General features: G+C 57.9%; 18 protein-coding genes. 6 read left to right on the forward strand and 12 right to left on the reverse strand.

What is annotated here, in order from left to right; all coding sequences use genetic code 11:
* Nucleotides 1–66: 66 nt before the first annotated feature.
* The 7 genes from N7220_RS12155 to def all read right to left on the reverse strand — a co-directional run bounded on the left by N7220_RS12155 (nt 67) and on the right by def (nt 7,936).
* A complete protein-coding gene (locus N7220_RS12155) occupies nt 67–1,374 on the reverse strand; it encodes a sigma-54-dependent transcriptional regulator (RefSeq protein ID WP_390901495.1) in 1,308 nt (435 codons plus the stop codon).
* On the reverse strand, nt 1,371–3,509 hold the full coding sequence (locus N7220_RS12160) for a sensor histidine kinase (protein WP_283147784.1): 2,139 nt from the start codon (nt 3,507–3,509) through the stop codon (nt 1,371–1,373). The genes N7220_RS12155 and N7220_RS12160 overlap by 4 nt, the downstream gene beginning before the upstream one ends.
* Nucleotides 3,510–4,130, reverse strand: coding sequence for a DUF4390 domain-containing protein (locus N7220_RS12165; RefSeq protein WP_283147785.1), 621 nt, complete (start codon nt 4,128–4,130; stop codon nt 3,510–3,512). It abuts the gene before it with no gap.
* Nucleotides 4,090–5,367, reverse strand: a complete 1,278-nt coding sequence (gene rsmB / locus N7220_RS12170; RefSeq protein ID WP_283147786.1) for a 16S rRNA (cytosine(967)-C(5))-methyltransferase RsmB — start codon at nt 5,365–5,367, stop codon at nt 4,090–4,092. Before rsmB ends, N7220_RS12165 begins: the two co-directional genes overlap by 41 nt.
* Entirely contained in the window at nt 5,368–6,234 is an 867-nt protein-coding gene (gene htpX / locus N7220_RS12175; protein ID WP_283147787.1) for a zinc metalloprotease HtpX, read from the reverse strand. It lies immediately after the preceding gene.
* Between the two features lie 163 nt (nt 6,235–6,397).
* Nucleotides 6,398–7,321 (reverse strand): methionyl-tRNA formyltransferase, encoded by a 924-nt coding sequence (fmt, locus tag N7220_RS12180; RefSeq protein WP_283147788.1) that lies wholly within the window; start codon nt 7,319–7,321, stop codon nt 6,398–6,400.
* A gap of 111 nt (nt 7,322–7,432) precedes the next feature.
* Nucleotides 7,433–7,936 (reverse strand): peptide deformylase, encoded by a 504-nt coding sequence (gene def, locus N7220_RS12185; protein ID WP_283147789.1) that lies wholly within the window; start codon nt 7,934–7,936, stop codon nt 7,433–7,435.
* 202 nt (nt 7,937–8,138) lie between these two features.
* Between def and N7220_RS12190 the strand changes: the two genes are divergently transcribed.
* From N7220_RS12190 to N7220_RS12210, 5 genes are all read left to right on the forward strand, one after another.
* On the forward strand, nt 8,139–9,194 hold the full coding sequence (locus N7220_RS12190; protein ID WP_283147790.1) for a LysM peptidoglycan-binding domain-containing protein: 1,056 nt from the start codon (nt 8,139–8,141) through the stop codon (nt 9,192–9,194).
* Nucleotides 9,194–10,315 (forward strand): DNA-processing protein DprA, encoded by a 1,122-nt coding sequence (gene dprA, locus N7220_RS12195; protein WP_283147791.1) that lies wholly within the window; start codon nt 9,194–9,196, stop codon nt 10,313–10,315. Before N7220_RS12190 ends, dprA begins: the two co-directional genes overlap by 1 nt.
* Before the next feature lie 97 nt (nt 10,316–10,412).
* Nucleotides 10,413–10,865 carry a DUF494 family protein gene (locus tag N7220_RS12200; RefSeq protein WP_283147792.1) on the forward strand — a complete coding sequence of 151 codons (453 nt, stop codon included), beginning with the start codon at nt 10,413–10,415 and terminating at the stop codon, nt 10,863–10,865.
* 52 nt (nt 10,866–10,917) lie between these two features.
* The gene (gene topA, locus N7220_RS12205; protein ID WP_283147793.1) at nt 10,918–13,221 is read left to right on the forward strand and encodes a type I DNA topoisomerase; all 2,304 of its coding nucleotides are present in this window, start codon (nt 10,918–10,920) and stop codon (nt 13,219–13,221) included.
* A 111-nt stretch (nt 13,222–13,332) separates the two neighbouring features.
* Nucleotides 13,333–15,957, forward strand: coding sequence for a sensor domain-containing phosphodiesterase (locus N7220_RS12210; RefSeq protein WP_283147794.1), 2,625 nt, complete (start codon nt 13,333–13,335; stop codon nt 15,955–15,957).
* Nucleotides 15,958–16,012: 55 nt separating this feature from the next.
* Here N7220_RS12210 and N7220_RS12215 read toward each other — a convergent pair whose 3' ends face one another.
* The gene (locus tag N7220_RS12215) at nt 16,013–16,816 is read right to left on the reverse strand and encodes an anti-sigma factor (protein WP_283147795.1); all 804 of its coding nucleotides are present in this window, start codon (nt 16,814–16,816) and stop codon (nt 16,013–16,015) included.
* Nucleotides 16,813–17,379: an RNA polymerase sigma factor gene (locus N7220_RS12220; protein ID WP_283147796.1), complete on the reverse strand. Its 567-nt coding sequence runs from the start codon at nt 17,377–17,379 to the stop codon at nt 16,813–16,815. Before N7220_RS12220 ends, N7220_RS12215 begins: the two co-directional genes overlap by 4 nt.
* A gap of 196 nt (nt 17,380–17,575) precedes the next feature.
* On the opposite strand from N7220_RS12220, the gene N7220_RS12225 reads away from it, so the two are divergent.
* Nucleotides 17,576–18,079, forward strand: a complete 504-nt coding sequence (locus N7220_RS12225; protein ID WP_283147797.1) for a tetratricopeptide repeat protein — start codon at nt 17,576–17,578, stop codon at nt 18,077–18,079.
* A 65-nt stretch (nt 18,080–18,144) separates the two neighbouring features.
* On the opposite strand, the gene N7220_RS12230 is transcribed toward N7220_RS12225, so the two are convergent.
* The 3 genes from N7220_RS12230 to N7220_RS12240 form a co-directional block, all read right to left on the reverse strand.
* Nucleotides 18,145–18,837 carry a PEP-CTERM sorting domain-containing protein gene (locus N7220_RS12230; RefSeq protein ID WP_283147798.1) on the reverse strand — a complete coding sequence of 231 codons (693 nt, stop codon included), beginning with the start codon at nt 18,835–18,837 and terminating at the stop codon, nt 18,145–18,147.
* Between the two features lie 315 nt (nt 18,838–19,152).
* Complete coding sequence (groL, locus tag N7220_RS12235; protein ID WP_283147799.1) at nt 19,153–20,790, reverse strand: chaperonin GroEL; 1,638 nt, start codon at nt 20,788–20,790, stop codon at nt 19,153–19,155.
* A gap of 55 nt (nt 20,791–20,845) precedes the next feature.
* Nucleotides 20,846–21,136 (reverse strand): co-chaperone GroES, encoded by a 291-nt coding sequence (locus N7220_RS12240; RefSeq protein ID WP_283151443.1) that lies wholly within the window; start codon nt 21,134–21,136, stop codon nt 20,846–20,848.
* Between the last annotated feature and the right edge of the window lie 157 nt (nt 21,137–21,293).

Below are 21,293 nucleotides of genomic sequence, written 5' to 3' on the forward strand. Positions count from 1 at the left end.
CAACCTTGTCAGGTTTGCTTCCCGTTCAGACTAGCACAGCGCTACAGATATGCCGTGCGGGTTATGTCAGTCTTCTTCAACTGGCTTGTTTTTTTTGGGCATGTTGACACCCAACTGTTTGAGCTTGCGGTAAAGGTGCGTGCGTTCCAGCCCGATCCGTTCCGCCACCCGGCTCATATTGCCGCCAGACAACTCGATCTGCCGTTCCAGATAGAACTTCTCGAACTGGTCGCGTGCTTCGCGTAGCGGCAAGTTCATGTCCACTGCCGACAAAGCCGGAGCCGGTGCCGAAATTTGCGCTGCAGTAGCTTCAACGCTGGGCGAGAACTGCGACAAAATGCGCGAAACCGGATTGATATCGATCTCGCCATCGCGGCAGGACAACGCCAGACTCTTCACCACGTTGGTCAGCTCATCCAGATTGCCCGGCCAGTCTTGCTGGGCCAGCAACTGCAAAGCATTGTGGCTGAAGCGACGCGCGCCCAGCTTATGCTGCGCGACTGTATCGGTGAGGATGGTCTCCGCCATGCGCGGGATGTCTTCCTTGTGCTCACGCAGGGCGGGCACCGGCACAATCCATTGCGACAGCTGACGGAACAACTCGGGATCGAGATCGCCGCTGAGCTGATCCAGCGGACGGCTGGAGGCCGACACCAGTCGCACCTTCATTTTGTCCAGCTTGCCCAGCACCGACTTCAGCCCGGCTTGTGCCCGCGCATCCAGATAAGCCAGATCACGCAGGAACAACGTGCCGCCGGTAGCCTTGTTCAGCAACTCTTGCGGCGCCAGCGCGAATTCTTCATTGGAGTGCGGCGCCACAAACGGCTTGCCGTCCGGGTTGACGTAGCGCGCGCAATATTCAAAACCGACACCAGGCGGGCCGATCAGCAGCACCGGCGCGGTTTGCGCTTGTGCGGCTTGCAGCATGCGGGTCAGTTCGCGAATGTGCTCGCTCTCTCCCAGACGATTGAGGGTGACGACCGGACGTGGTGCTTCTTGTTGCAAGGTCACGGCGCGTTTGACGGCGGCCAGTAACTTTTGCAAACCAATCGGCTTTTCCAGGAAGTCCATCGCACCGATCCGCGTTGCTTCCACAGCGGTATCGATGGTGGCATGACCTGACATCATGATCACCGGCATGGTGAGCTGGCCGTTACGTGCCCACTCCTTGAGCAACGTTACGCCATCGGTGTCCGGCATCCAGATATCCAGCAATACCAGGCGTGGTTGCGCCTGATTACGTAGCCGGCGCGCCGCTTCGGCGTTTTCTGCCACCGCTACGCTATAGCCTTCGTCTTGCAGAATTTCGGACAACAATTCGCGAATGCCGATCTCGTCATCTACTACCAGAATATCCTGACTATGCAACTTCATTCCTCCGCCAGCGGCAGATCAATACGAACCCAGGCTCCGCCAGTTTCGCGGTTTCCGGCCTGAATGCGGCCGTGATGTTCGTCGATAATTTTTTTAACTATCGCCAATCCCAAGCCCGTACCTTTTTGTTTTGTTGTGATGTACGGTTCAAACACCCGAGGGAGTATATCGGGTTGAAAGCCGTTTCCGCTGTCTTCTACGACGAGTCTGGCAAATTTATCGGTTTTTTCGGTCCGGACGCAAATTTGTGGTTTATTGAATACGCCATCAACCGCCTGTCCGCTTTCCTGGGAATGGATAGCATCTTGTGCATTCTGCAGCAAATTGTGGATCACCTGGCGTAAATGCGTGGCATCTCCGTCCACAATCAGCGCGCCGCCGGTCAGATCTTCGTATTTCACCGGGGCAGCTTCATACAGTACCAAGACTTCACTGAGCAACTGGCGCAGATCAAGCGGACGCTTCTTGCCCGTGGGTTTGCGGGCGTAATCGCGGAACGCGTCTACCATTTGCTTGAGCGCGGCCACCTGTTTGACGATGGTTTGAGAATTGCGGGTCAGCAGGTCCTTACCGCTCTGGTCCAGTTTGTCGGCCAGTTTCAGTTCCATGCGCTCAGCGGCCAACTGGATCGGCGTGAGCGGGTTTTTGATTTCATGGGCCAGGCGACGAGCCACTTCACCCCAGGCCGCATCGCGCTGGGCGGAAATCAAATCGGTAATGTCGTCAAACACCACCAGATAGCCGCTACGACTTTCGCCCACCGCCAGCCTTGTGCCGCGAATTTGCAAAATGCGTTTTTCGTCGGCGACTTCGGCTTCTTTTTCCCAGTGTTCTTCTTTGCCGGCAAAGCCCATCAACACTTGGTCACACAAGGTGGTGAGCGCTGGATAAAGCTCACTCCAGCGCATCAGCGGGATATCGCCTAGCCGGTTGGGATCAATGCCCAGAATGCGTAGCGCGCTCTGATTGGCAGAGGCCAGCGTCCAGCTATCGTCAAACGACATCACACCCGCGGTGAGCGAGCCAAGCATCGCCTCCAGGTACGCATTGGCGGCCTCTTGTTCGGCCTGGTGCTGTTCCAGCGCGGTGCGTGCATCGCCCAACTGGCGGGTCATGCGGTTGAACGAATGCGTGAGAATGCCCAGTTCGTCGCGGCTGATCACCGGCTGGCGCTGTGAATAGTCGCCCGAAGCCACCGCGCGGGTGCCTTCGGCCAGCACTGAGAGCGGCGCGGCCAGTTTGTCCGACAGATAGATTGCCAGCGCCACTGCGCCCAGCAGGGCCATCAGCAACGCCAGCGTCAGCGTCAGGCTGTAGATGAGTTTGAGGCCTTGGCGCGATTGCGAGAGCTGTTTGTAATCGGCGCGGACTTGTTCGACCAGTTCGGCATCGGCGGCCAGTGAAGGGTCAATTGGCTGGCGTAGCTGCAAGATGCGCGTGCGCTCAGATAAACCGGTGTCATGCACTGGCATCATCACGCGCATGGTCAGACCCTTGTCGGTGTCTGTTTCCAGTTGTTTGACCGGCCCTTGCATGGCCATGCGTAGCTGATTGCGGTCGGGGATACTCGGGAATAACCCGGCGCTTTCGTTACCGATATGCGCAATGGTCTGCCCGGTTTCATCAAAAACGCTGATTTCCTGTACCCCAATCTGATCGCGCAAACGAGTCAGACGGGAAAGAAGCGAGGTGCCGTTTTCATCGTGGATATCCAGGGCGATGACCCGCGCTTTACGTAGCAGGTCGTTCTGCTGGAAATCAATGGCGTTGTGACCGAGGTTCAAGCCGCGATCGAGGGCGCCTTCCACCCGTACGTCAAACCAGGTTTCGATGGAGCGGTTCAGAAACTGCACCGACAAGGTGTACACCAGCGCGCCGGGCAACACCGCCACCAGCGAGAACATCAGCACCATGCGCAAAGTGAGCCGCGAGCCAAAGACCTTGGCTTTGACCTTTTGCACCAGCTGCATCAGGCGCACGCCCACCAGCACGATCATGCCCAGCAACATCAGGCCGTTGATGGTCAGCAGCACGGTGTAATACTTGGCGAAGGCCGAGGTATTGCCGGAAGCGGTGGCCAGCAGGAACAGCAGAATTGTGCCCAGCGAGGCCAGAATGATGAGCGCCCGCTTCATTTACTTGCCGTCCTCGTCACTGCGCAAGCCGACCTCCGACCAGGCCGATTCGAGTTGCCAGTCACTGTGACCAATAGCAGTCAGTTGCCAGGTTTTGGGCAATTGCGAGACATCCAGCTTGAGCCGCATGCGGCCAGAGAAATCACTTTTGTCGTGAGCGATCGAGGTGTCTTGCAGTACGCCCCAGCCACGCAGCACACCCAGTGCCGACAATGCTTCATCCAGCGTATTGAAGCTGCGGTAAAAGCTGCCAAGATGCAGGCGATACTGGCGCGACAAAGCGTGGTAGCTCAAGCGATAGGTAAGCGTAGCGGTCGGGGAGAACCAGTCGGCCACCTGGCGATACCAGGAATACATGCGCGGTCGGGTGAGCTGGAATTCGTAGACAAATGGCAAGCTCAGGCCATTGGTCAAAGAGTCTTCCAGCGCCGGGGAAAGGGTGATCTTGTAACTGGCCGAGATTTCGACCTGGTTGTCACCCCAGCTGGACGCAGCCTGTTGGGCCTTGATGCCGCCACCATCTGCCCAGGCCACGGAAACGGCCAGCCACAAGGCAAGCAGGCCGCACCAACGGCGCCAGCTAGCCAGTGTGTTTCGCAAAAAGGGCGTAGTAAAAACCATCGTGCTCCGGGTTCGGCAATAGCTGCCCATCGGTGGCGGATTCCAGTGTCACCGGCAGGCGTAGCGCATCCGGCGTACGAGCCGCAAAGGCTGCTGCCTGGACTGCGTTTTCTGCCGGGAATACGGAGCACGTAGCATAGAGGAGTTTGCCGCCCGGAGCTACCAAAGCCCACAGCGCATCCAGCATTGCGGCCTGTTGTTGCGCAAACTGGACAATATCTGCCGATCGGCGCAGCCATTTGATATCTGGATGGCGGCGTGCAACACCGGTGGCCGAACAAGGCACGTCGGCCAGAATCCGGTCGAACAGTTTGCCATCCCACCAGTCGGCTGGCTTGCCTGCATCGCCGGTCAACAAAGTGGCATTCAATCCCAGTCGTTTGAGATTGTCAGCCACGCGCGACAGGCGTTGTGCATCCGCATCGACCGCAGTAAGTTCCAGATCGGCCAGTTCCAGCAAATGGCCGGTTTTGCCGCCAGGCGCAGAACAGGCATCCAGTACGCGCATGCCGGGGGCGACATCGAGTAAGCGAGCGGCTTGCTGCGCACCCCAGTCTTGCACCGAAACCAGGCCTTCAAAAAAACCGGGAATGCGATCTACGCCCACCGGATGGCGCAACTGGATGGCGGTGTCGTCCAGGGCGCGCGCTTCCAGTCCGGCCTCTTGCAAGGCGGCCATGCTTTGCGCAACGTTGCCGCGCCGCTGGTTGACGCGCAGCGTGAGCGGCGGATGCGTGTTGTTGGCGGTGAGTATGTTTTCCCACTGCTGTGGCCAGGCTTCGCGCATGGCATCAATCCACCATTGCTGGTGCGACCATTTGCCATAGGGCGTGGTGCGCGCCTGGTTCAGCAGATCATCACGCTGACGCAAAAAGTTACGCAGGATGGCGTTGACCAGACCCTTGCCCATGCCGGTGCCCGTGTGGGAAGCCACTTTCACCGCGTGATCGACCACGCTATAAGGCGCGGCGCGAGTGAACTGCAGTTGATACAGGCACACCAGCAACAGCGCTTTGAGCGCGGATTCGTGCAGCGGCTTGTTGAGCAGCTGTTTCAGTGTGCTGTCGAGCAGGCCGAAGTGGCGCAGCGTGCCGTAGCACAAGTCCTGAATGGCGCCGCGTTGTTGCGGGCGCAAGTCAGGCTCTGCGCGCCATATCCGGGTAAGGGCGTCAGTGAGGGTCTGGCCGCCAAGTACGGCCTCGAGCGCTTGTGACGCCAATTTTTGGGTTGCGAACAATTATCTGAAATCCGTCTGGTTATGACCGCGAGCAATGGCTTGCAAGCGGGCCACGCGCTCTTCAGTGCGTGGGTGAGTGCGGAACAAATCAGCCATGCCGCCGCCATGCAGCGGGTTCATGATCATCATTTGTGCGGTTTCGGGGTGAGCCTGCGCGGTGTGCATCGGAATGCCTTTCGCATAAGCTTCAATTTTTCTCAGCGCGTCAGCCAATGCCAGCGGGTCGCCGGAAATCTGTGCGCCACCGGCATCCGCGCCAAATTCACGCGAACGCGAAATGGCCATCTGGATCAGCGAAGCAGCAACGGGCGCCAGAATGGCAACGGCGATGCCGACCAGCGGATTAACCGCGCGGCCGTTTTCATCGCGTCCGCCAAAAAACATGGCGAAGTTGGCTAGCGCGGAAATGGCACCTGCCATGGTCGCGGAAATAGTCGAAATCAGGATGTCGCGATGCTGCACGTGAGCCAGCTCATGCGCCATTACGCCTCGCAGCTCGCGGTGGCTGAGCACGCGCATGATACCGGTAGTGCAGGCGACCGCGGCGTTTTCCGGATTGCGGCCAGTGGCAAAAGCGTTGGGCTGGTCTTCTTCAATGACATACACCTTGGGCATGGGCAAGCCAGCGCGGCCTGCCAGTTCACGCACCATGGCAACCAGTTCTGGTGCGGTCGTGTCGTCGACCAGATGGGCGTTGTACATCTTCAACACCATCTTGTCGGAGTTCCAGTAGGCGAACAAATTCATGCCGCCAGCAAATACCAGTGCCAGCAACATGCCTTTTTGCCCGCCTATCATGCCGCCAATGATGCCAAACAAGGCAACGATGGCAGCCATCAGCAAGGTGGTTTTAATCCAGTTGTTCATAGTTGTCCTCATAAAAGCGCTGGTTATCAAGCGCCGTGCCAAGCCTTCCAGGAATAGATTGTCACAGGCAGGGATAATTCAACGCACCAGCCATCTGCCTGTAGCTGATCCGGCCTGGCGCCGGCCACCTACGGGTCATCAAGCGAATAACTGAATGACTGGTCTAGCCGAGGATGGTTCCAGGACTTGGTTGCACTCCGGCGAGGAATGCCGCGGCATCCAGCCGTTTGCCACCGGCTTTTTGCAGCTCGGTCAGGCGCAGCGCACCTTGGCCCGTCGCAACAAGCAATGCGTTGCGGTCTGCCTGCAGGATTTCACCAGGCCGACCTTGCCCTTCGGCTAGCTGGGCTCGCCAGATTTTCAGCGCTTCGCCCGCCAGCGTGGTCTGCGCCGAGGGGAAGGGGTTGAACGCCCGGATCATCCGGTCCAGCTGAATGGCCGAGCGCGACCAGTCAATCAGCGACTCTTCTTTTTTCAGCTTTTCCGCATAAGTGACACCTTCACTCGGCTGCACCTGGCGGGCGGCTTGCAGCGCAGGTAACTGTTCCAGCGCTGCGACAATGGCTTGCGCGCCTGCTACGGCCAGTTTGTCGTGCAAGCTGGTGGCGTTGTCGTCAGCGGTGATGGCGACGGGATGAATGCTCAGCATGTCACCGGTATCAAGGCCCGCATCCATTTGCATGATGGTGATGCCGGTTTCGCTATCGCCCGCCAGAATGGCGCGCTGGATAGGCGCCGCGCCGCGCCAGCGTGGCAAGAGCGAGGCGTGGATATTCAGGCAACCCAAACGCGGCAAATCCAGCACGGCTTGCGGCAGAATCAAGCCGTAAGCCGCCACGATCATCAAATCTGCGCCGATCTCTTGCAGCGGCGCCTGTTGCTCTGCCGTACGCAAACGCTCTGGCTGGTACACCGGCAAGCCGTGTTGCAATGCCAGTTGTTTGACGGGCGAGGCGGTCAGCTTCATGCCGCGACCAGAAGGCCGGTCTGGCTGGGTAAGGACGAGGGTAATCTCGTGTCCGGCATCCAGCAGCGCTTGCAAAGCGGCGGCGGCAAAATCGGGAGTTCCGGCAAAAATCAGTTTCATGGCAGGGCACCAAAAAGCAAAACCGCCGGCGGGCGGCGGCTGGGAAAGCGGGATGCAGGTTGCCGGATATGCCATGCAGCGAGGCTCTGGCAATCCGGCGACGCAGGCAGATTACATGATCTTGCGTTCGTTCTTTTTCAGCTTCTGGATAATCCGCGTCAGCTTCAGTCTGGAAAGCTTTTCGACAAATATTTTGCCTTCCAGGTGATCCATTTCGTGCTGAATGCAAACGGCCAATAATCCGCTTGCATCAATGCTGATTTCTTTCCCGTTTCGGTCCTGGGCGGAAACCTTGATATGCTCGGCCCGATCCACTTCTTCGTAAATGCCAGGCACGGAAAGGCAGCCTTCCTCGGATTTGGTCTTGCCGTCCATCTCCAGAATCCGGGGGTTAATCAGCACGATTAAATCGTCTTTGCTTTCAGAAATATCAATGACGATAAGACGTTCGTGCACATTGACCTGTGTTGCGGCCAGCCCGATGCCGGGTGCGGCATACATCGTTTCCGCCATATCATTGATAAGCTGTTGCAGCTTTGCATCAAAAACGGTGACTGGTTTTGCAATTGTGTGCAAACGTTCATCGGGATAATGCAGGATATTCAGAATTGCCATGTTTGCTTGCAGCTCAAAAAGTTTATATGCAGAATCTACGCGGCTTTAGCGCCAGGGTAGATATCGACGAAGAAACAGCAAAAGCAGCCGGTAGTTTGCTGGCTGTTTCCTGGTTTAAACAAATAGTTCAAGTTGGCGAGTCCCGGAAATTTTTATCCGGCCCCATCCGGATCGACCGGAGTAGATGAGTGTGACCACCACCATGCGTAAAACAATTATATCGCTACTTTTCGCCCTCAGTGGCACCACCGGACTGGCTTATGCCGACACGCTGGCTTTGCAGGACAGTGCGCCAGACCGCTACGTCGTGGTCAAGGGGGATACCCTGTGGGGTATTTCGGGTCACTTTCTCAAGCAGCCGTGGCGCTGGCCCGAGATCTGGAACATGAACCGGGAGCAGATCAAGAACCCGCACTGGATTTATCCAGGCGACGTCGTGGTGCTGGATCGCTCCGGCGGTACACCACGTCTGAAACTGCTCAAGAACGAACGCGTGGGCAGCAACGGCGAAGCCAAGCTGTCGCCGCATGTACGCAGCAGCGACATGGATAATGGCGCGGTACCAAGCATTCCGCTGACCTCGATCCGTCCGTTCCTCGACAAACCGCTGGTCGTTGAAGAAAACGAATTGCTGACGGCGCCGCGCGTTGCCGCAGGGCCGGATGACCGTGTTGTGTTCTCGGCCGGTGAGAAGGTTTACGCCGTAGACATGCCTGATGGCAAGATTGGCCAAGTCTGGCAAGCCTATCGCCCCAGCCAGCCATTGTTCGACCCGGATGATCCTGAGCATAAGCGCGTGATCGGTCATGAGGTCACTTATCTGGGCGACCTGGTCGTGGAAAAAACCGGTGACGTCACCACCATGCGCGTGCAGACGGCCAAGGAAGAAATTGGCGTTGGCGCTCGTCTGGTCAAGGCCACCGAGAGCGAATTCCTGAACTATGCGCCGCACGCGCCGCAGGGTGATATCCACGGCAAAGTGGTGTCGACCTACGGTGGCGTGGCTGAAGCTGGCCCGCTGACCACGCTGGTGATTAACCGCGGTGCGCAGGATGGCATCGATGTCGGATCGGTGTTGGTGACCTGGAAAGCCGGGCGTCCGATCAAGAAAGAGTCGAAAAGCGAGCCGGATCGGTTCACACCGGCCGAGCGTAGTGGCAATCTGTTCGTCTATCGCGTATTCCCCAAGTTTGCCTACGGTTTGCTGCTCGACAGCACAGAACCGGTCAACATCGCCGACGAGGTTACATCGCCTTGATGCAAGACGACGCGGACGCAGCCATCTGGCTGCGTTTCGCGCTAGTGCCCGGAATCGGGCCACGCCGCCAGCTAGGTCTGCTGCAAGCGTTCAAAACGCCGCAGACTGCGCTGGCGGCGTCGTTTTATGACATCAGCAATGTGTTGGATAATGAAAAGCTGGCACGTAGCTGGTGCGATGCCGCTCAAGCTGCGGTCCATGACAGCGTCACTCAGGCACTAGCCTGGGCGCAGGAGCCTGGTTGCCGCATCCTCACCATGTCCGATGCGGATTACCCGCCCGCGCTGCTTGAATTGCCTGACGCGCCCTGCGTGCTGTTTTGTCTGGGTGACACGGACTTGCTGGCTCGCGATGCGCTGGCGATTGTCGGTAGCCGTAATGCCACGCCGCAAGGTCTGGAGAACGCCGAACGATTTGCAGAAACCTTGAGCCAGTCCGGCATGGGCATTGTGAGTGGCCTGGCGGCGGGGATTGATGCCGCCGCGCATCGCGGTGGGCTGACGGGATCGGGCGGTACTGTGGCTTTTGTTGGCACCGGGCTGGATCGCGTATATCCGGCGTCGAACCGGGCGTTAGCGCATCAGATTGCCGAGCAAGGGCTGATTGTTTCCGAGTTTGCCTTGGGCACTGCGCCCAAGCCGGAGAATTTTCCCCGCCGCAACCGTTTGATTGCGGCGCTGGCCAAAGGCTGTCTGGTGGTCGAAGCCACGATTGGCAGTGGCTCACTGATTACCGCTCGTCAGGCCAATGATCTGGGGCGAGAGGTGTTTGCCATCCCCGGATCGATCCATTCTCCGCAGGCCAAAGGCTGTCATCAACTGATCAAGCAAGGGGCAAAGCTGGTCGAATGTGCTGAAGATATTCAGAGCGAATTGTGTTGGGATAGCAGCAGTCCGCAGCGTTCGCCCAGCCCGGCTCCGGCAACCTCACAATGGCAGGATGAACTGCAAGGCGAGGAGCGTCTGGTGATCCCGCATATGGGGTTTGACGCGGTCACCATTGACGAGCTTGCTGTAAGGTCCAGCTTGACGGCGGACCGTCTGTGCGCAATCCTGCTCGGTTTGGAATTGAAAGGCGCGGTATTTGCGCTGCCGGGAAACCGGTATCAACGGCGTGTTTGAGCGGTAATGAGACCGCTTTGCTTGAATTGCCGTTGCGCCGCCATCAGATTCCAGATACAGATTTAAAAAGACACGCACCGAGGTTGACCTAATTTTTATGCTGGAAGTTCTTGCTTATCTTTTTGAACAGTTCTACCACGCCGAGGGTGAGCCGGATGTATCTCTGCTCGCCACGCGACTGGCGAGCGCCGGTTTTGATCAGGACGATATCGCCCAGGCCGTTGGCTGGCTGGCAGAACTGAACCGTATCGACACCACGCGTTACGCAGCGCTGGGAGATATGGCTGGCCGGCATTTCCATCCGGATGAGCTGGCGCGGTTCGATGAAGAAGCACTGGACTACTGGCTGTATCTACAAAGTGCCCATGTACTGGGCGGCCCTGAGCGCGAAATGGCGCTTGATCTGGTCATGCATGCAGCGCCCGGCGAGATTTCGCAGGAACGTCTACAGTTGATCGTGCTGATGGTGGTTTGGCGAAAGCGCGATGAACTGTCTAATCTGCTGATCGAAGAGATCCTGTTCGGTCGTGAAGGTCTGACCCAGCATTGATGCGCACTGCGCGCAATCAACTCCCTACACCTTTGGATCATTACGGCAAACCATGCCCGCAAATCTGCTGATTGTTGAATCGCCGTCCAAGGCGAAAACGCTTAAGAAATACCTGGGGCCGGATTTTGAAATCCTGGCCTCCTACGGTCACGTCCGCGGCTTGGTGCGCAAAGATGGCTCGGTGGATACCGAGCACGACTTCAAAATGAAGTATCAGATCATCGACAAGAACAAAAAGCATGTCGATGCCATCTGTGCCGCCGTAAAAGACGCCCAACACGTGTTTCTGGCAACTGACCCGGACCGCGAAGGTGAAGCGATTTCCTGGCACATCATGGAAATCCTGAAAGACAAAAAGCTGACCGGTAAAGACCGCACCTTCAAGCGCGTGGTGTTCCACGAGATTACCGAAGCTGCCGTGACCAACGCTGTGGCCAATCCGCGTGATATCGACAACGACATGGTCGACGCGCAGCAAGCCCGTAGCGCGCTGGATTACCTGGTGGGTTTCAACCTGTCGCCGCTGCTGTGGCGCAAGGTGCGTTCCGGCTTGTCCGCTGGCCGCGTGCAGAGCCCGGCATTGCGTTTGATTTGCGAACGCGAACTGGAAATCCGCGCCTTCACCGCCCAGGAATACTGGACGATCCATCTGGACAGCCACAAGGCCAAGACCAAGTTCGGCGCCCGACTGTCGCAATGGCAAGGTAAAAAGCTCGACCAGTTTGATATTCCCAACGAAGCGACCCAGGCCGACATCCTGAAAAGCCTGCAAGGCAAGGATGCCAAGGTCGCCAGCGTTGAGAAGAAAAAGAAATCACGCAGCCCGGCCGCGCCGTTCACCACGTCCACGCTGCAACAGGAAGCCGTGCGCAAGTTGGGCATGACGACCGACCGCGCCATGCGTACCGCGCAGCAATTGTATGAAGGTGTCGACGTCGGTCAGGGTACGGTCGGTTTGATCACCTATATGCGTACTGACTCGGTGAATCTGGCGAACGAAGCGCTGGACGAGATCCGTGCTTATATCGAATCCACCTTCGATAAAGACTATCTGCCCAACGCGCCGGTGACGTACAAGAACAAAGCCAAGAACGCGCAAGAGGCCCACGAAGCGGTGCGCCCGACCTCCATCCTGCGTACGCCGGATGCGGTCAAGCCGTACCTGTCGGCTGACCAGTTCAAGCTCTATCAGATGATCTGGAAGCGTACGCTGGCTTGTCAGATGACCCCGGCGCGTTTTGACACCGTGGGTATCGACATTCAGGTCGGCCCGGATGCCGTATTCCGCGCTTCTGGTCAGACGCTGGTATTCCCCGGCTTTATCGCCGTGTACCAGGAAGATCAGGACGACGTTGAAGACGACGCGGAAGACGAAGCCCGTCTGCCCGCGCTGGAAGAAGGCGAAGAACTGCCGGTCGACAAACTCGCTGGCGAGCAACACTTTACCCAGCCGCCACCGCGTTACTCGGAAGCCAGTCTGGTCAAGTCGCTGGAAGAGTTCGGCATTGGTCGTCCGTCTACCTATGCCTCGATCATCAAGACGCTGAAAGACCGCGAATACGTTGATCTGGATAAAAAGCGTTTTATTCCGACTGACACTGGCGAAGTGGTGAACAAGTTCCTCACTGATCACTTCACCCAATATGTGGATTACAACTTCACCGCCAAGCTGGAAGACCAGCTGGATGAAATCTCCAACGGTACGCGTCAATGGGTGCCGGTGCTGGATGAATTCTGGAAGCGCTTCCACGAAACCGTGGTGGAAAAACAATCGCTGTCGCGCAAGGAAGTCACCCAGGAAGAACTGGATGAAGCCTGCCCGAAATGCGGCAACAAGCTGGCGATTCGTCTGGGCAAACGTGGCCGTTTCATTGGCTGCACCACTTACCCGGAATGCGATTACACCCGCAATCTGAATGACGATGCCGACGCTGCGCCGGTTGAGCCGGAAGTGGTCGAAGGGCGCGTGTGTCCGGAAGATGGCGGTCAGTTGCTGATCAAGGTCGGCCGTTACGGCAAGTTCATTGGTTGCGCCAACTACCCGAAGTGCAAGCACATCGAGCCGCTGGAAAAGCCGAAAGACACCGGCGTGGAATGCCCGGAATGCCACAAGGGAACGTTGACCGAGAAAAAGAGCCGCTACGGCAAGCTGTTTTACTCGTGCTCGACCTACCCAAAGTGCACCTATGCAACGTGGAATCCGCCGATCGCCGAGGCTTGCCCCAAGTGCAACTGGCCGGTGCTGACGCTTAAGACCACCAAGCGTCGCGGTCTGGAAAAGGTCTGCCCACAAAAAGAGTGTGGCTTTACCGAACAGATCACCCCGCCAGAGGCCATGCCCAAAGCGGAAGATTGACGTCCAGGCTGAACCACGCCAGACTCCCGAAAATATAGTTGATACTTACAAGAACCGGCCCCCGCTCTTTGCGGCGGCCGGTTTTCTCTTGAGATTGCATAGAGTTGATTGATGGTTAAACCGGAACAGCCGGATTGCGAAACATTGGCAGTCATCGCGCACAGCGATATCGGCTTGTATCAGACGTACTTTGCTGCCCTTGAGGGCGTGGTGGCGCAGCTGCAGGCGCCTGATCACACCGCAGGTCTGGCAGGCGCGCTGCAACAACTCGGCCACGTTTCGCGGGCGAGTCTGGTCAGTCTGTACCTCAATCCGTCGACGCAAACTGATCACGCCCGCCTGGTCTCGGTCTGGCGCGACAAGGTCTGTCGCATTGCACCGGTAACCCCGGACTATCTGCGCAGCATTGATTACGCGGCTTTTCCGTTTCTGACCAAGACCCTTGAAACGGGCAAATTACTGAATACTGCGTTGCCGGAACTGCCGCTGGCGGAGCAAATGTGGCTGGCGCAACTGGGCGCACGACGCCTGCTGAGTATTCCGCTACTCGATCACGGCATGCTGTTCGGGTTTCTGTGCTTTCTGGATGAAGACGAATCGCTGCAGCGCGGCAGCACCGAGCTACAGCTGCTCGCCATGCTCGGCACCCATATTGCCCAGGCATTGGTGCGGCGACAGCTGGAAGGGGCCTTGCAAGGCAGCCAGCAGCGTTTGCAAGCGCTGGTTGGGGCCACCGGCGACATGGTATTTGAATTATCGCCCGATGGCTTGATCGGCACCGCATGGGCCAGCCATCCCGCCTTGCCCGGTACGCACGCCCTGACTGGACGTTCGTTAGCCGAGGCGCTGCCCGCCAATCTGGCGAGCCAGTTGACCAAAGCGGTGCCCGTCGCACTGCTGACCCGACGCAGCCAGGCATTCAACTGTACCGTGCCAGCCAGCAATGGCCTCGCATGGCTACGGGTGCGAGTACAGCCGGTCAGCGTCGATGAGCCGGGCGTGGTGGTGCTGGTGCACGATATCTCCGGCCTGATGCAAGACACCGCCAAGCGCCAGACTCTGCTGGATACGCTCAATCTGCTGGAAGAAGCCATTGTCGATCTCGCTCCCGCTGGCGAATTGCTAGAAAGCAGCTCGGCGTGGGCCAGATTGCGGGGCGTTGATCTGCGCGAAGCCTTGCGTGACGTGGGCAAGAGTCTGTTTACCTGGATTTTCCCGGATGATGCGCCGCAAGTCGCCCAAACGCTGACACAGTTGCTGCAAACGCACGCTGAAACCGCGCATGTGCGTTTTCGGCTGATGCAACAGAGCGGCGACTTCCTGTGGGTTGAGGCCCGTTTACTGGCCCGCTTTGACGAAGACAACCGGTTGCAAGCGATTCGCGCCGTTTTGCGCGACGTGACCGTGGCGCATGTCAGCGAAGAGCATCTGACCCAACTGGCCCTGTACGACGGCCTGACCAAGCTGCCCAACCGCTTGATGCTGGATGACCAGCTGGCCAGTGCCATTGAACGTGCCCGCCGCAACAACACCAAAGTGGCGCTGGGCTTTCTGGATCTGGATCAGTTTAAACAGATCAACGACGCCTTTGGCCACCGCACTGGCGACCAGTTGCTGGTCGGGCTGGCGCAACAGCTGCAAAGCGTGCTGGGCAAGCACGATGTCCTGGCGCGTTGGGGGGGCGACGAATTTGTGGTGTTGATGCCCGATGTGGTGGACACCAACGAGTTGAAAGAGCGCGCCGAAAAACTACGTAGCATTACCCGCCAAGGCCTGGCGCTGGATGGTCTGGATGCCCGGCCAACGGTAAGCGCCGGTTTCGCGATCTTTCCGGACAACGCCACTTGTGGCGAAGACCTGCTATCCGCCGCTGACCACACCATGCATCACGCCAAGCATGTTGGTCGCAACACGGTCTGTTTTTACGGCGACTTGCTGCATGTGAAATCGCTGGGTCGCGAACACGTCGCGATTCAGGCACGGCTGGCCGATGCCATTCGCCAGAACAAGCTGCAAGTTTACTATCAGCCCATCGTGCGGGCTCGTGATGGCGAAGTGTTTGCCGTCGAAGCGCTGGCACGCTGGCAAGACGAAAAGAACGGCTGGATCAGCCCGGAATTGTTTATCCCGATGGCCGAGAAAGTTGGCTTGATCCAGGAGTTATCCGACCGCGTGGCCGGGCTGGCGTTTGCCAAGCTGCGCGAATGGCGTGACGCCGGTTTGGCCCAGCGACTGATGCTCAATATCTCGCGCAGCCAGTTGTTTGCACCGGAGTTTGTCTCCGGCATGCTCGACAAGCTCTCCCAATATCGTCTGCGCCCGGAAGATGTGATTCTGGAAATCACGGAATCGGTGGCGGTGACCGACTACTCGCGCCAGCTCAAGCATTTGCGGCAGCTGGCAGCGGCCGGTTTCCAGCTGGCCATTGACGATTTCGGCACCGGTTATTCTTCGCTGTCGCAGTTGCACGAAATGCCCGCCACCATCATCAAGGTGGATGTGTCGTTCGCCCAGCGACTGAACACCGAGGAAGGCCGCCGGGTGATGCAGGCCATCGTCCAGCTGGCGCAGGGTTTGCAAATGCAGACCATCATCGAAGGCGTCGAATCAGTAGAAACCGCCCGTTTCCTGCAAGGCATGGGCGTGGATTATCTGCAGGGCTTTCACTTCAGCGAGCCGGTGCCGTGCGGCGTCGCCGAGTTGTGGATGCGACTGGGGCTGGGAAACAAGGCCTGACGTCCGGCCTGGCCTTGTTCTTCATGCCAGGATCACCCCGTAATCCATCGGCGCATCAGCTATACAACGCAGGCACCTTGCCACTGCGGATGCGCTCACTGATGTCGCGCAGTGTTGCGGGTGTAGAGCGACCGACAAGCATGTAACTGATATTGCCGGAGCGCCAGGTCACCACGCTCAGGTTCTCGTCCATTCTTTGTTGCATGGCCTTGTCTGGCCGAATGTCAGGCGCGGCGCAAAGCGCAACCGGATCACCACTCGCGGGCATATACACCATCTGCACCACCGGCTTGTCGCCGTAGCGCAGACGCTGCACGCGTTTGAATTCCAGATTCGCGCTCTGCAAATCAGGAATGACAATCGGCATGCGGTCCTGGGTTTGGATATCTGCAAGCGTGCGTGCCGACAGCGCCGCGTTGTCATGGACTTGCACCAGCGTGTCGCGCACGTACATTTCCTGATATTGCGTCACCGCCGTAATCCAGGGCGACTCGGCCTCTTCGGTGCTTTCCCAGAAGCGCATGCCGCCCAAAGTGCACCCCACGCCAGCGACGAACGCCATGGCAATCCATACACCCTGCCAACGCGAAGGCTGGCGACCGCCGAGCGGTGGCATGGGTGTGGCGCGGTCACGGCTGGCTTCAGTCAGCACGGCAATGCTGGCCGCCAGCCGGGCGGGGATTTCCGGTTGATGCTGGTGTTCGAATGCCTCGCGGTAGGGCAATTGCGAAACAGCCATCGCCGCGGCCTGGGCCTGGGCTTCGGGCGAAAGCGCGACCAGATCAGCCACTTCGGCGGCCTCGTGTGATGAAAGCTCGCCATCGACCCACGCCATGAGCAGTGTTTCGTTCAAGATCATGGCCGTATCTCCCCCTTGGACTGGCGTTGTGGCCGGCTAATGGTAAACAACTCGCCCAGAGTGAGTCGGGCGCGGGCTAACCGGCTCATCACGGTACCGATGGGGATATCCAGAGCTTGTGCTGCCTCGCGGTAACTCAGGCCTTCTACGGCAACCAGCAGCATGACCACGCGCTGCGCGTCTGGCAGCGCGCTGACGGCGGCGATGATTTGCCGATGCAGCAATTCGCTTTCCGGATCGCTGGCTTTGGGGTCGGGCAGGTTATCGAAGAACTCGTCTTGGTAGTCGGCGGCATTGGCGGTGCGGACCTTGCGGGCGCGCACTTCGCTGATCCACACCGAATACATGATGGAAAACAACCAGCTCAACGGTGAGGTGCCGTCCTGCAACTGATGTGGTCGCTCCAGTGCCCGCACGCAGGCACGCTGGACCAGGTCCTCCGCATCATGGCGATTAGCGGTCAGCCGCAACGCAAACCGCCACAAACGTGGCAGCAGCGCGGGTATCAGCTTTGATAAATCCTCGTCGAGCATCGGCAGTGGCCCCAAGGCGATATTTAACAAGGTATACCCATTAAAACGCGTGAACGCCGCGCTTATTCCCGCCGCAATGAAAAATTTCAGGGAATAAACCGGCAACCCAAAACGTTTAACCAGACAACAGCTGCGGTTGGTCCGAACGGAACGACTGCGCGGTCAGTTTTGGTCGCCGGTAAATCGTTGAAGCTGCTGCAGTTTGCTTTGGAAAAGGAGAGCCAGCATGAAATTGAAAGCAAAATACGCAGTCGGGATCGCGGGATTATTGTGCTCACTATTGGTCATGGCATCTGGCGGGGGTGGCGGCAGTGGTGGAATGGGCGGTGGTAGCAGTAGCGGTCAGCATGGGAGAGTGGACTGGGATGCAGCCATGACAGCCAAAGTCAAAGTACAGCTGGATGCGCACGCCTGGGATGCGGCCCTTGAGTTGCTGGCCACAGCCAGAGCCAAAGAGCCCGATAACGCGGACTGGTGGAACTACACCGGCTATGCCCAGCGCAAGAGCGGGCATTTACCTGAAGCATTTACTGCCTATAAAGAGGCGCTGCGGCTGAATCCCAAGCACCTTGGTGCGCATGAATATCTGGGCGAAGCTTATCTGCAAAACAACCAGCCCGATCAGGCCCGTGAGCAACTGGCGCAATTGCAGGGCTTGTGTGGCAATTGCGAGCAATATCAGGACCTGAACGAGGCGGTACAAGACTACACGGCCAAACATCCGGGTTAAGTACTCATGCGCAGCTCCAGGCTCAAGCAGGGCGCCCGTAGGTGCCCTGTTCGGGCAGGCTCGTTTCAGGGCATCGCCAATTGCGGGCGGCCCGGATCGGGGCGCCGCCGTTGGCGCCACGCAAACGCAGCCATGCCAATGCCCAGCAATGCCCAGACCCCGGGCTCAGGCACAGGCTCAACTTGCAGATGATCCAGGAAAACCGGCGTTGTGCTGGCAAAAACATAAATATTGGCACCGTCTTCCGGGTACGGCAGCGACAAAAACACCCAAGGTGATCGTCCAGGCCTGACCGCTGGCACTACAACATTGGCATACCAGAACGAGGTGAGGCCGACGTTATCACCGGCGGTATCAAATGCATTGATATTGAGGATTGTGCCTCCCGGCGCGTCGGGCGCATAAACCCGCACATTGGCGAGCGCGAAGGGGGCACTGCCGTTACCGGCAATCGCGTTCGACAGCGGAGAGATCTCGTCCATTTGGTAATTGGGGTCGATATAAAGTGCCGTGGTACCGGACCAGGCAGGCGCCACCGGCGTGCCGTTGAATGATCCGAACGCCAGATCGGTATATTCATCGCTCTCCAGGTTGTAGCCGTCGATCAATAGATCAGTTGTGTCGTAATCGGTATGGGAAGGTGAACTGATCATGGCAGGCGTAATCGGGACTTGATCAAAGTCCAGCACGGTAGCCGTACATGGGGTGGACAACCCCACCAGAACCAAAGCCAGCGCCGCAGAAGGCAACAGTGTCATCACGTACTCCTTGATTTGCAAGGGAGAACCGGTTGTTGCGGGTGGTATTTGATGGTGCACTGCGATTGTTGAACTAGTTTACTGAGTAGCGTCAATCCACGGAAACATGACAGACGCATGGTCGGCACCGCTGTCCCCACTCGACGGGCCCGGACAACGCAAAGCGCGGCAGTGCAGGCTGGTGCGAACGCATCCGTCTTGGCTTGGCCTGGGATACGTGGCCCAAGTCGGGCGCCCACAAAAACAAAGAGCCCGGCTAAGCCGGGCTCTTTGTTTTGGCCAGCCTCATACAGAGGCCAATCAAGTTTCAGGCGATTAGAAATCCATACCGCCCATGCCACCCATGCCGCCGCCTGGCATTGCAGGAGCGTCATCCTTCGGCAGTTCGGCAACCATTGCATCGGTAGTCAACAGCAGACCAGCGATCGATGCAGCGTGTTGCAGAGCCGAACGAGTTACCTTGGCTGGGTCCAGCACGCCGATGGCAACCAGATCACCGTATTCGCCGGTAGCAGCGTTGTAACCGAAGTTACCAGTGCCTTCCACCACGCGATTCACAACTACAGATGGCTCGTCGCCAGCGTTGGCAACGATCTGACGCAGCGGCGCTTCGATGGCTTTCAGAACGATCTTGATACCAGCGTCTTGATCAGCGTTGGAGCCTTTCAGTTCGCCCAGGTTGGCACGAGCACGCAGCAGCGCAACGCCGCCGCCTGGCACAATGCCTTCTTCCACTGCAGCGCGGGTAGCGTGCAGGGCATCTTCAACGCGGGCTTTCTTTTCTTTCATTTCGACTTCGGTCGCAGCGCCAACCTTGATCACTGCTACGCCGCCAGCCAGCTTGGCCACGCGCTCTTGCAGTTTTTCACGGTCGTAATCGCTGGTCGCTTCTTCGATCTGGCTGCGGATCTGGCCAACACGTGCCTTGATGGATTCTTCCTGACCTGCGCCGTCGATGATGGTGGTGTTTTCTTTACCCACTTCGATGCGCTTGGCTTGGCCCAGTTCTGCCAGAGTGGCTTTTTCCAGGGTCAGGCCAACTTCTTCAGCGATAACAGTACCGCCAGTCAGGATCGCGATGTCTTCCAGCATGGCTTTACGACGATCGCCAAAGCCAGGAGCCTTCACGGCCACAGTCTTCAGAATGCCGCGGATGTTGTTCACAACCAGGGTAGCCAGCGCTTCGCCATCGACATCTTCAGCGATGATCAGCAGCGGACGGCCCGACTTGGCGACTTGTTCCAGTACCGGCAGCAGATCACGGATGTTGCTGATCTTCTTGTCGAACAGCAGAACATACGGGTTATCCAGCAGCGCGATTTGCTTTTCCGGATTGTTGATGAAGTACGGGGACAGATAGCCGCGGTCGAACTGCATGCCTTCAACTACGTCCAGTTCGTCTTCCAGGCCAGTACCATCTTCAATGGTGATCACGCCTTCTTTACCAACCTTGTCCATCGCTTCAGCGATCTTGGCGCCAACGATTTCATCGCTGTTAGCCGAAATCGAACCGACTTGGGCGATTTCTTTGGAGGTGGTGGTTGGCTTGGCAATCTTCTTCAGCTCGGCAACCAGGGCGATCACAGCCTTGTCGATACCGCGCTTCAGATCAGTCGGGTTGAAACCGGCTGCAACATACTTCAGGCCTTCGTTCACGATGCCTTGAGCCAGCACGGTGGCGGTAGTGGTACCGTCACCAGCGATATCGGAAGTCTTGGAAGCTACTTCTTTAACCAGTTGCGCGCCCATGTTTTCGAACTTGTCTTTGAGTTCGATTTCTTTGGCAACCGACACACCGTCTTTGGTGATGGTTGGCGCGCCAAAGCTGCGTTCCAGCACAACGTTGCGACCCTTAGGGCCCAGAGTCACCTTGACCGCATCGGCCAGGATGTTAACGCCAGCGACCATGCGCGAACGGGCGGAATCACCGAATTTGACTTCTTTTGCTGCCATTGTTCTTTACTCCTGAAATCTTGAATGAGTGTGACTGCACAAATTGCCGGGGCAATTACGCTTCGAGCACACCGAAGATGTCTTCTTCGCGGACAACCAGCAGTTCTTCGCCGTTTACTTTGACGGACTGGCCGCTGTACTTGCCCAGGATAACCTTATCGCCAACCTTGACCGACAGGGCGCGCACTTCGCCGTTGTCCAGCACTTTGCCAGTGCCGATTGCAACCACTTCACCCAGATCCGGCTTTTCAGCAGCGGCGCCTGGCAATACGATACCGGATGCGGTTTTTTCTTCGGCTTCAACACGCTTGATGACTACGCGGTCATGCAAGGGACGGATCTTCATCATTCTTTCTCCTGAGAAAACATGCCTGAATGTTCTGGGGCCATCGGACTGGCCGAGCCCGTTAGCACTCTGGGCTAACGAGTGCCAATAATAGGGACGCAAAGGCTGTTTTTCAAGGGGAACCGCGTTAATTTTGTGTGTCGTTGTTGTCGTCGTT

The organism is Silvimonas soli (genome assembly GCF_030035605.1).
GTDB classification, from domain to species: domain Bacteria; phylum Pseudomonadota; class Gammaproteobacteria; order Burkholderiales; family Chitinibacteraceae; genus Silvimonas; species Silvimonas soli.

Excerpts from the sequence above, each read along its gene's own strand:
- N7220_RS12155 (WP_390901495.1), bottom strand. The coding sequence starts at position 1,374 with ATGAAGTTGCATAGTCAGGATATTCTGGTAGTAGATGACGAGATCGGC.
- N7220_RS12160 (WP_283147784.1), bottom strand. The coding sequence starts at position 3,509 with ATGAAGCGGGCGCTCATCATTCTGGCCTCGCTGGGCACAATTCTGCTG.
- N7220_RS12165 (WP_283147785.1), bottom strand. The coding sequence starts at position 4,130 with ATGGTTTTTACTACGCCCTTTTTGCGAAACACACTGGCTAGCTGGCGC.
- htpX (WP_283147787.1), bottom strand. The coding sequence starts at position 6,234 with ATGAACAACTGGATTAAAACCACCTTGCTGATGGCTGCCATCGTTGCC.
- fmt (WP_283147788.1), bottom strand. The coding sequence starts at position 7,321 with ATGAAACTGATTTTTGCCGGAACTCCCGATTTTGCCGCCGCCGCTTTG.
- def (WP_283147789.1), bottom strand. The coding sequence starts at position 7,936 with ATGGCAATTCTGAATATCCTGCATTATCCCGATGAACGTTTGCACACA.
- N7220_RS12190 (WP_283147790.1), top strand. The coding sequence starts at position 8,139 with ATGCGTAAAACAATTATATCGCTACTTTTCGCCCTCAGTGGCACCACC.
- dprA (WP_283147791.1), top strand. The coding sequence starts at position 9,194 with ATGCAAGACGACGCGGACGCAGCCATCTGGCTGCGTTTCGCGCTAGTG.
- N7220_RS12200 (WP_283147792.1), top strand. The coding sequence starts at position 10,413 with ATGCTGGAAGTTCTTGCTTATCTTTTTGAACAGTTCTACCACGCCGAG.
- topA (WP_283147793.1), top strand. The coding sequence starts at position 10,918 with ATGCCCGCAAATCTGCTGATTGTTGAATCGCCGTCCAAGGCGAAAACG.
- N7220_RS12210 (WP_283147794.1), top strand. The coding sequence starts at position 13,333 with ATGGTTAAACCGGAACAGCCGGATTGCGAAACATTGGCAGTCATCGCG.
- N7220_RS12215 (WP_283147795.1), bottom strand. The coding sequence starts at position 16,816 with ATGATCTTGAACGAAACACTGCTCATGGCGTGGGTCGATGGCGAGCTT.
- N7220_RS12225 (WP_283147797.1), top strand. The coding sequence starts at position 17,576 with ATGAAATTGAAAGCAAAATACGCAGTCGGGATCGCGGGATTATTGTGC.
- N7220_RS12230 (WP_283147798.1), bottom strand. The coding sequence starts at position 18,837 with ATGACACTGTTGCCTTCTGCGGCGCTGGCTTTGGTTCTGGTGGGGTTG.
- groL (WP_283147799.1), bottom strand. The coding sequence starts at position 20,790 with ATGGCAGCAAAAGAAGTCAAATTCGGTGATTCCGCCCGTTCGCGCATG.
- N7220_RS12240 (WP_283151443.1), bottom strand. The coding sequence starts at position 21,136 with ATGAAGATCCGTCCCTTGCATGACCGCGTAGTCATCAAGCGTGTTGAA.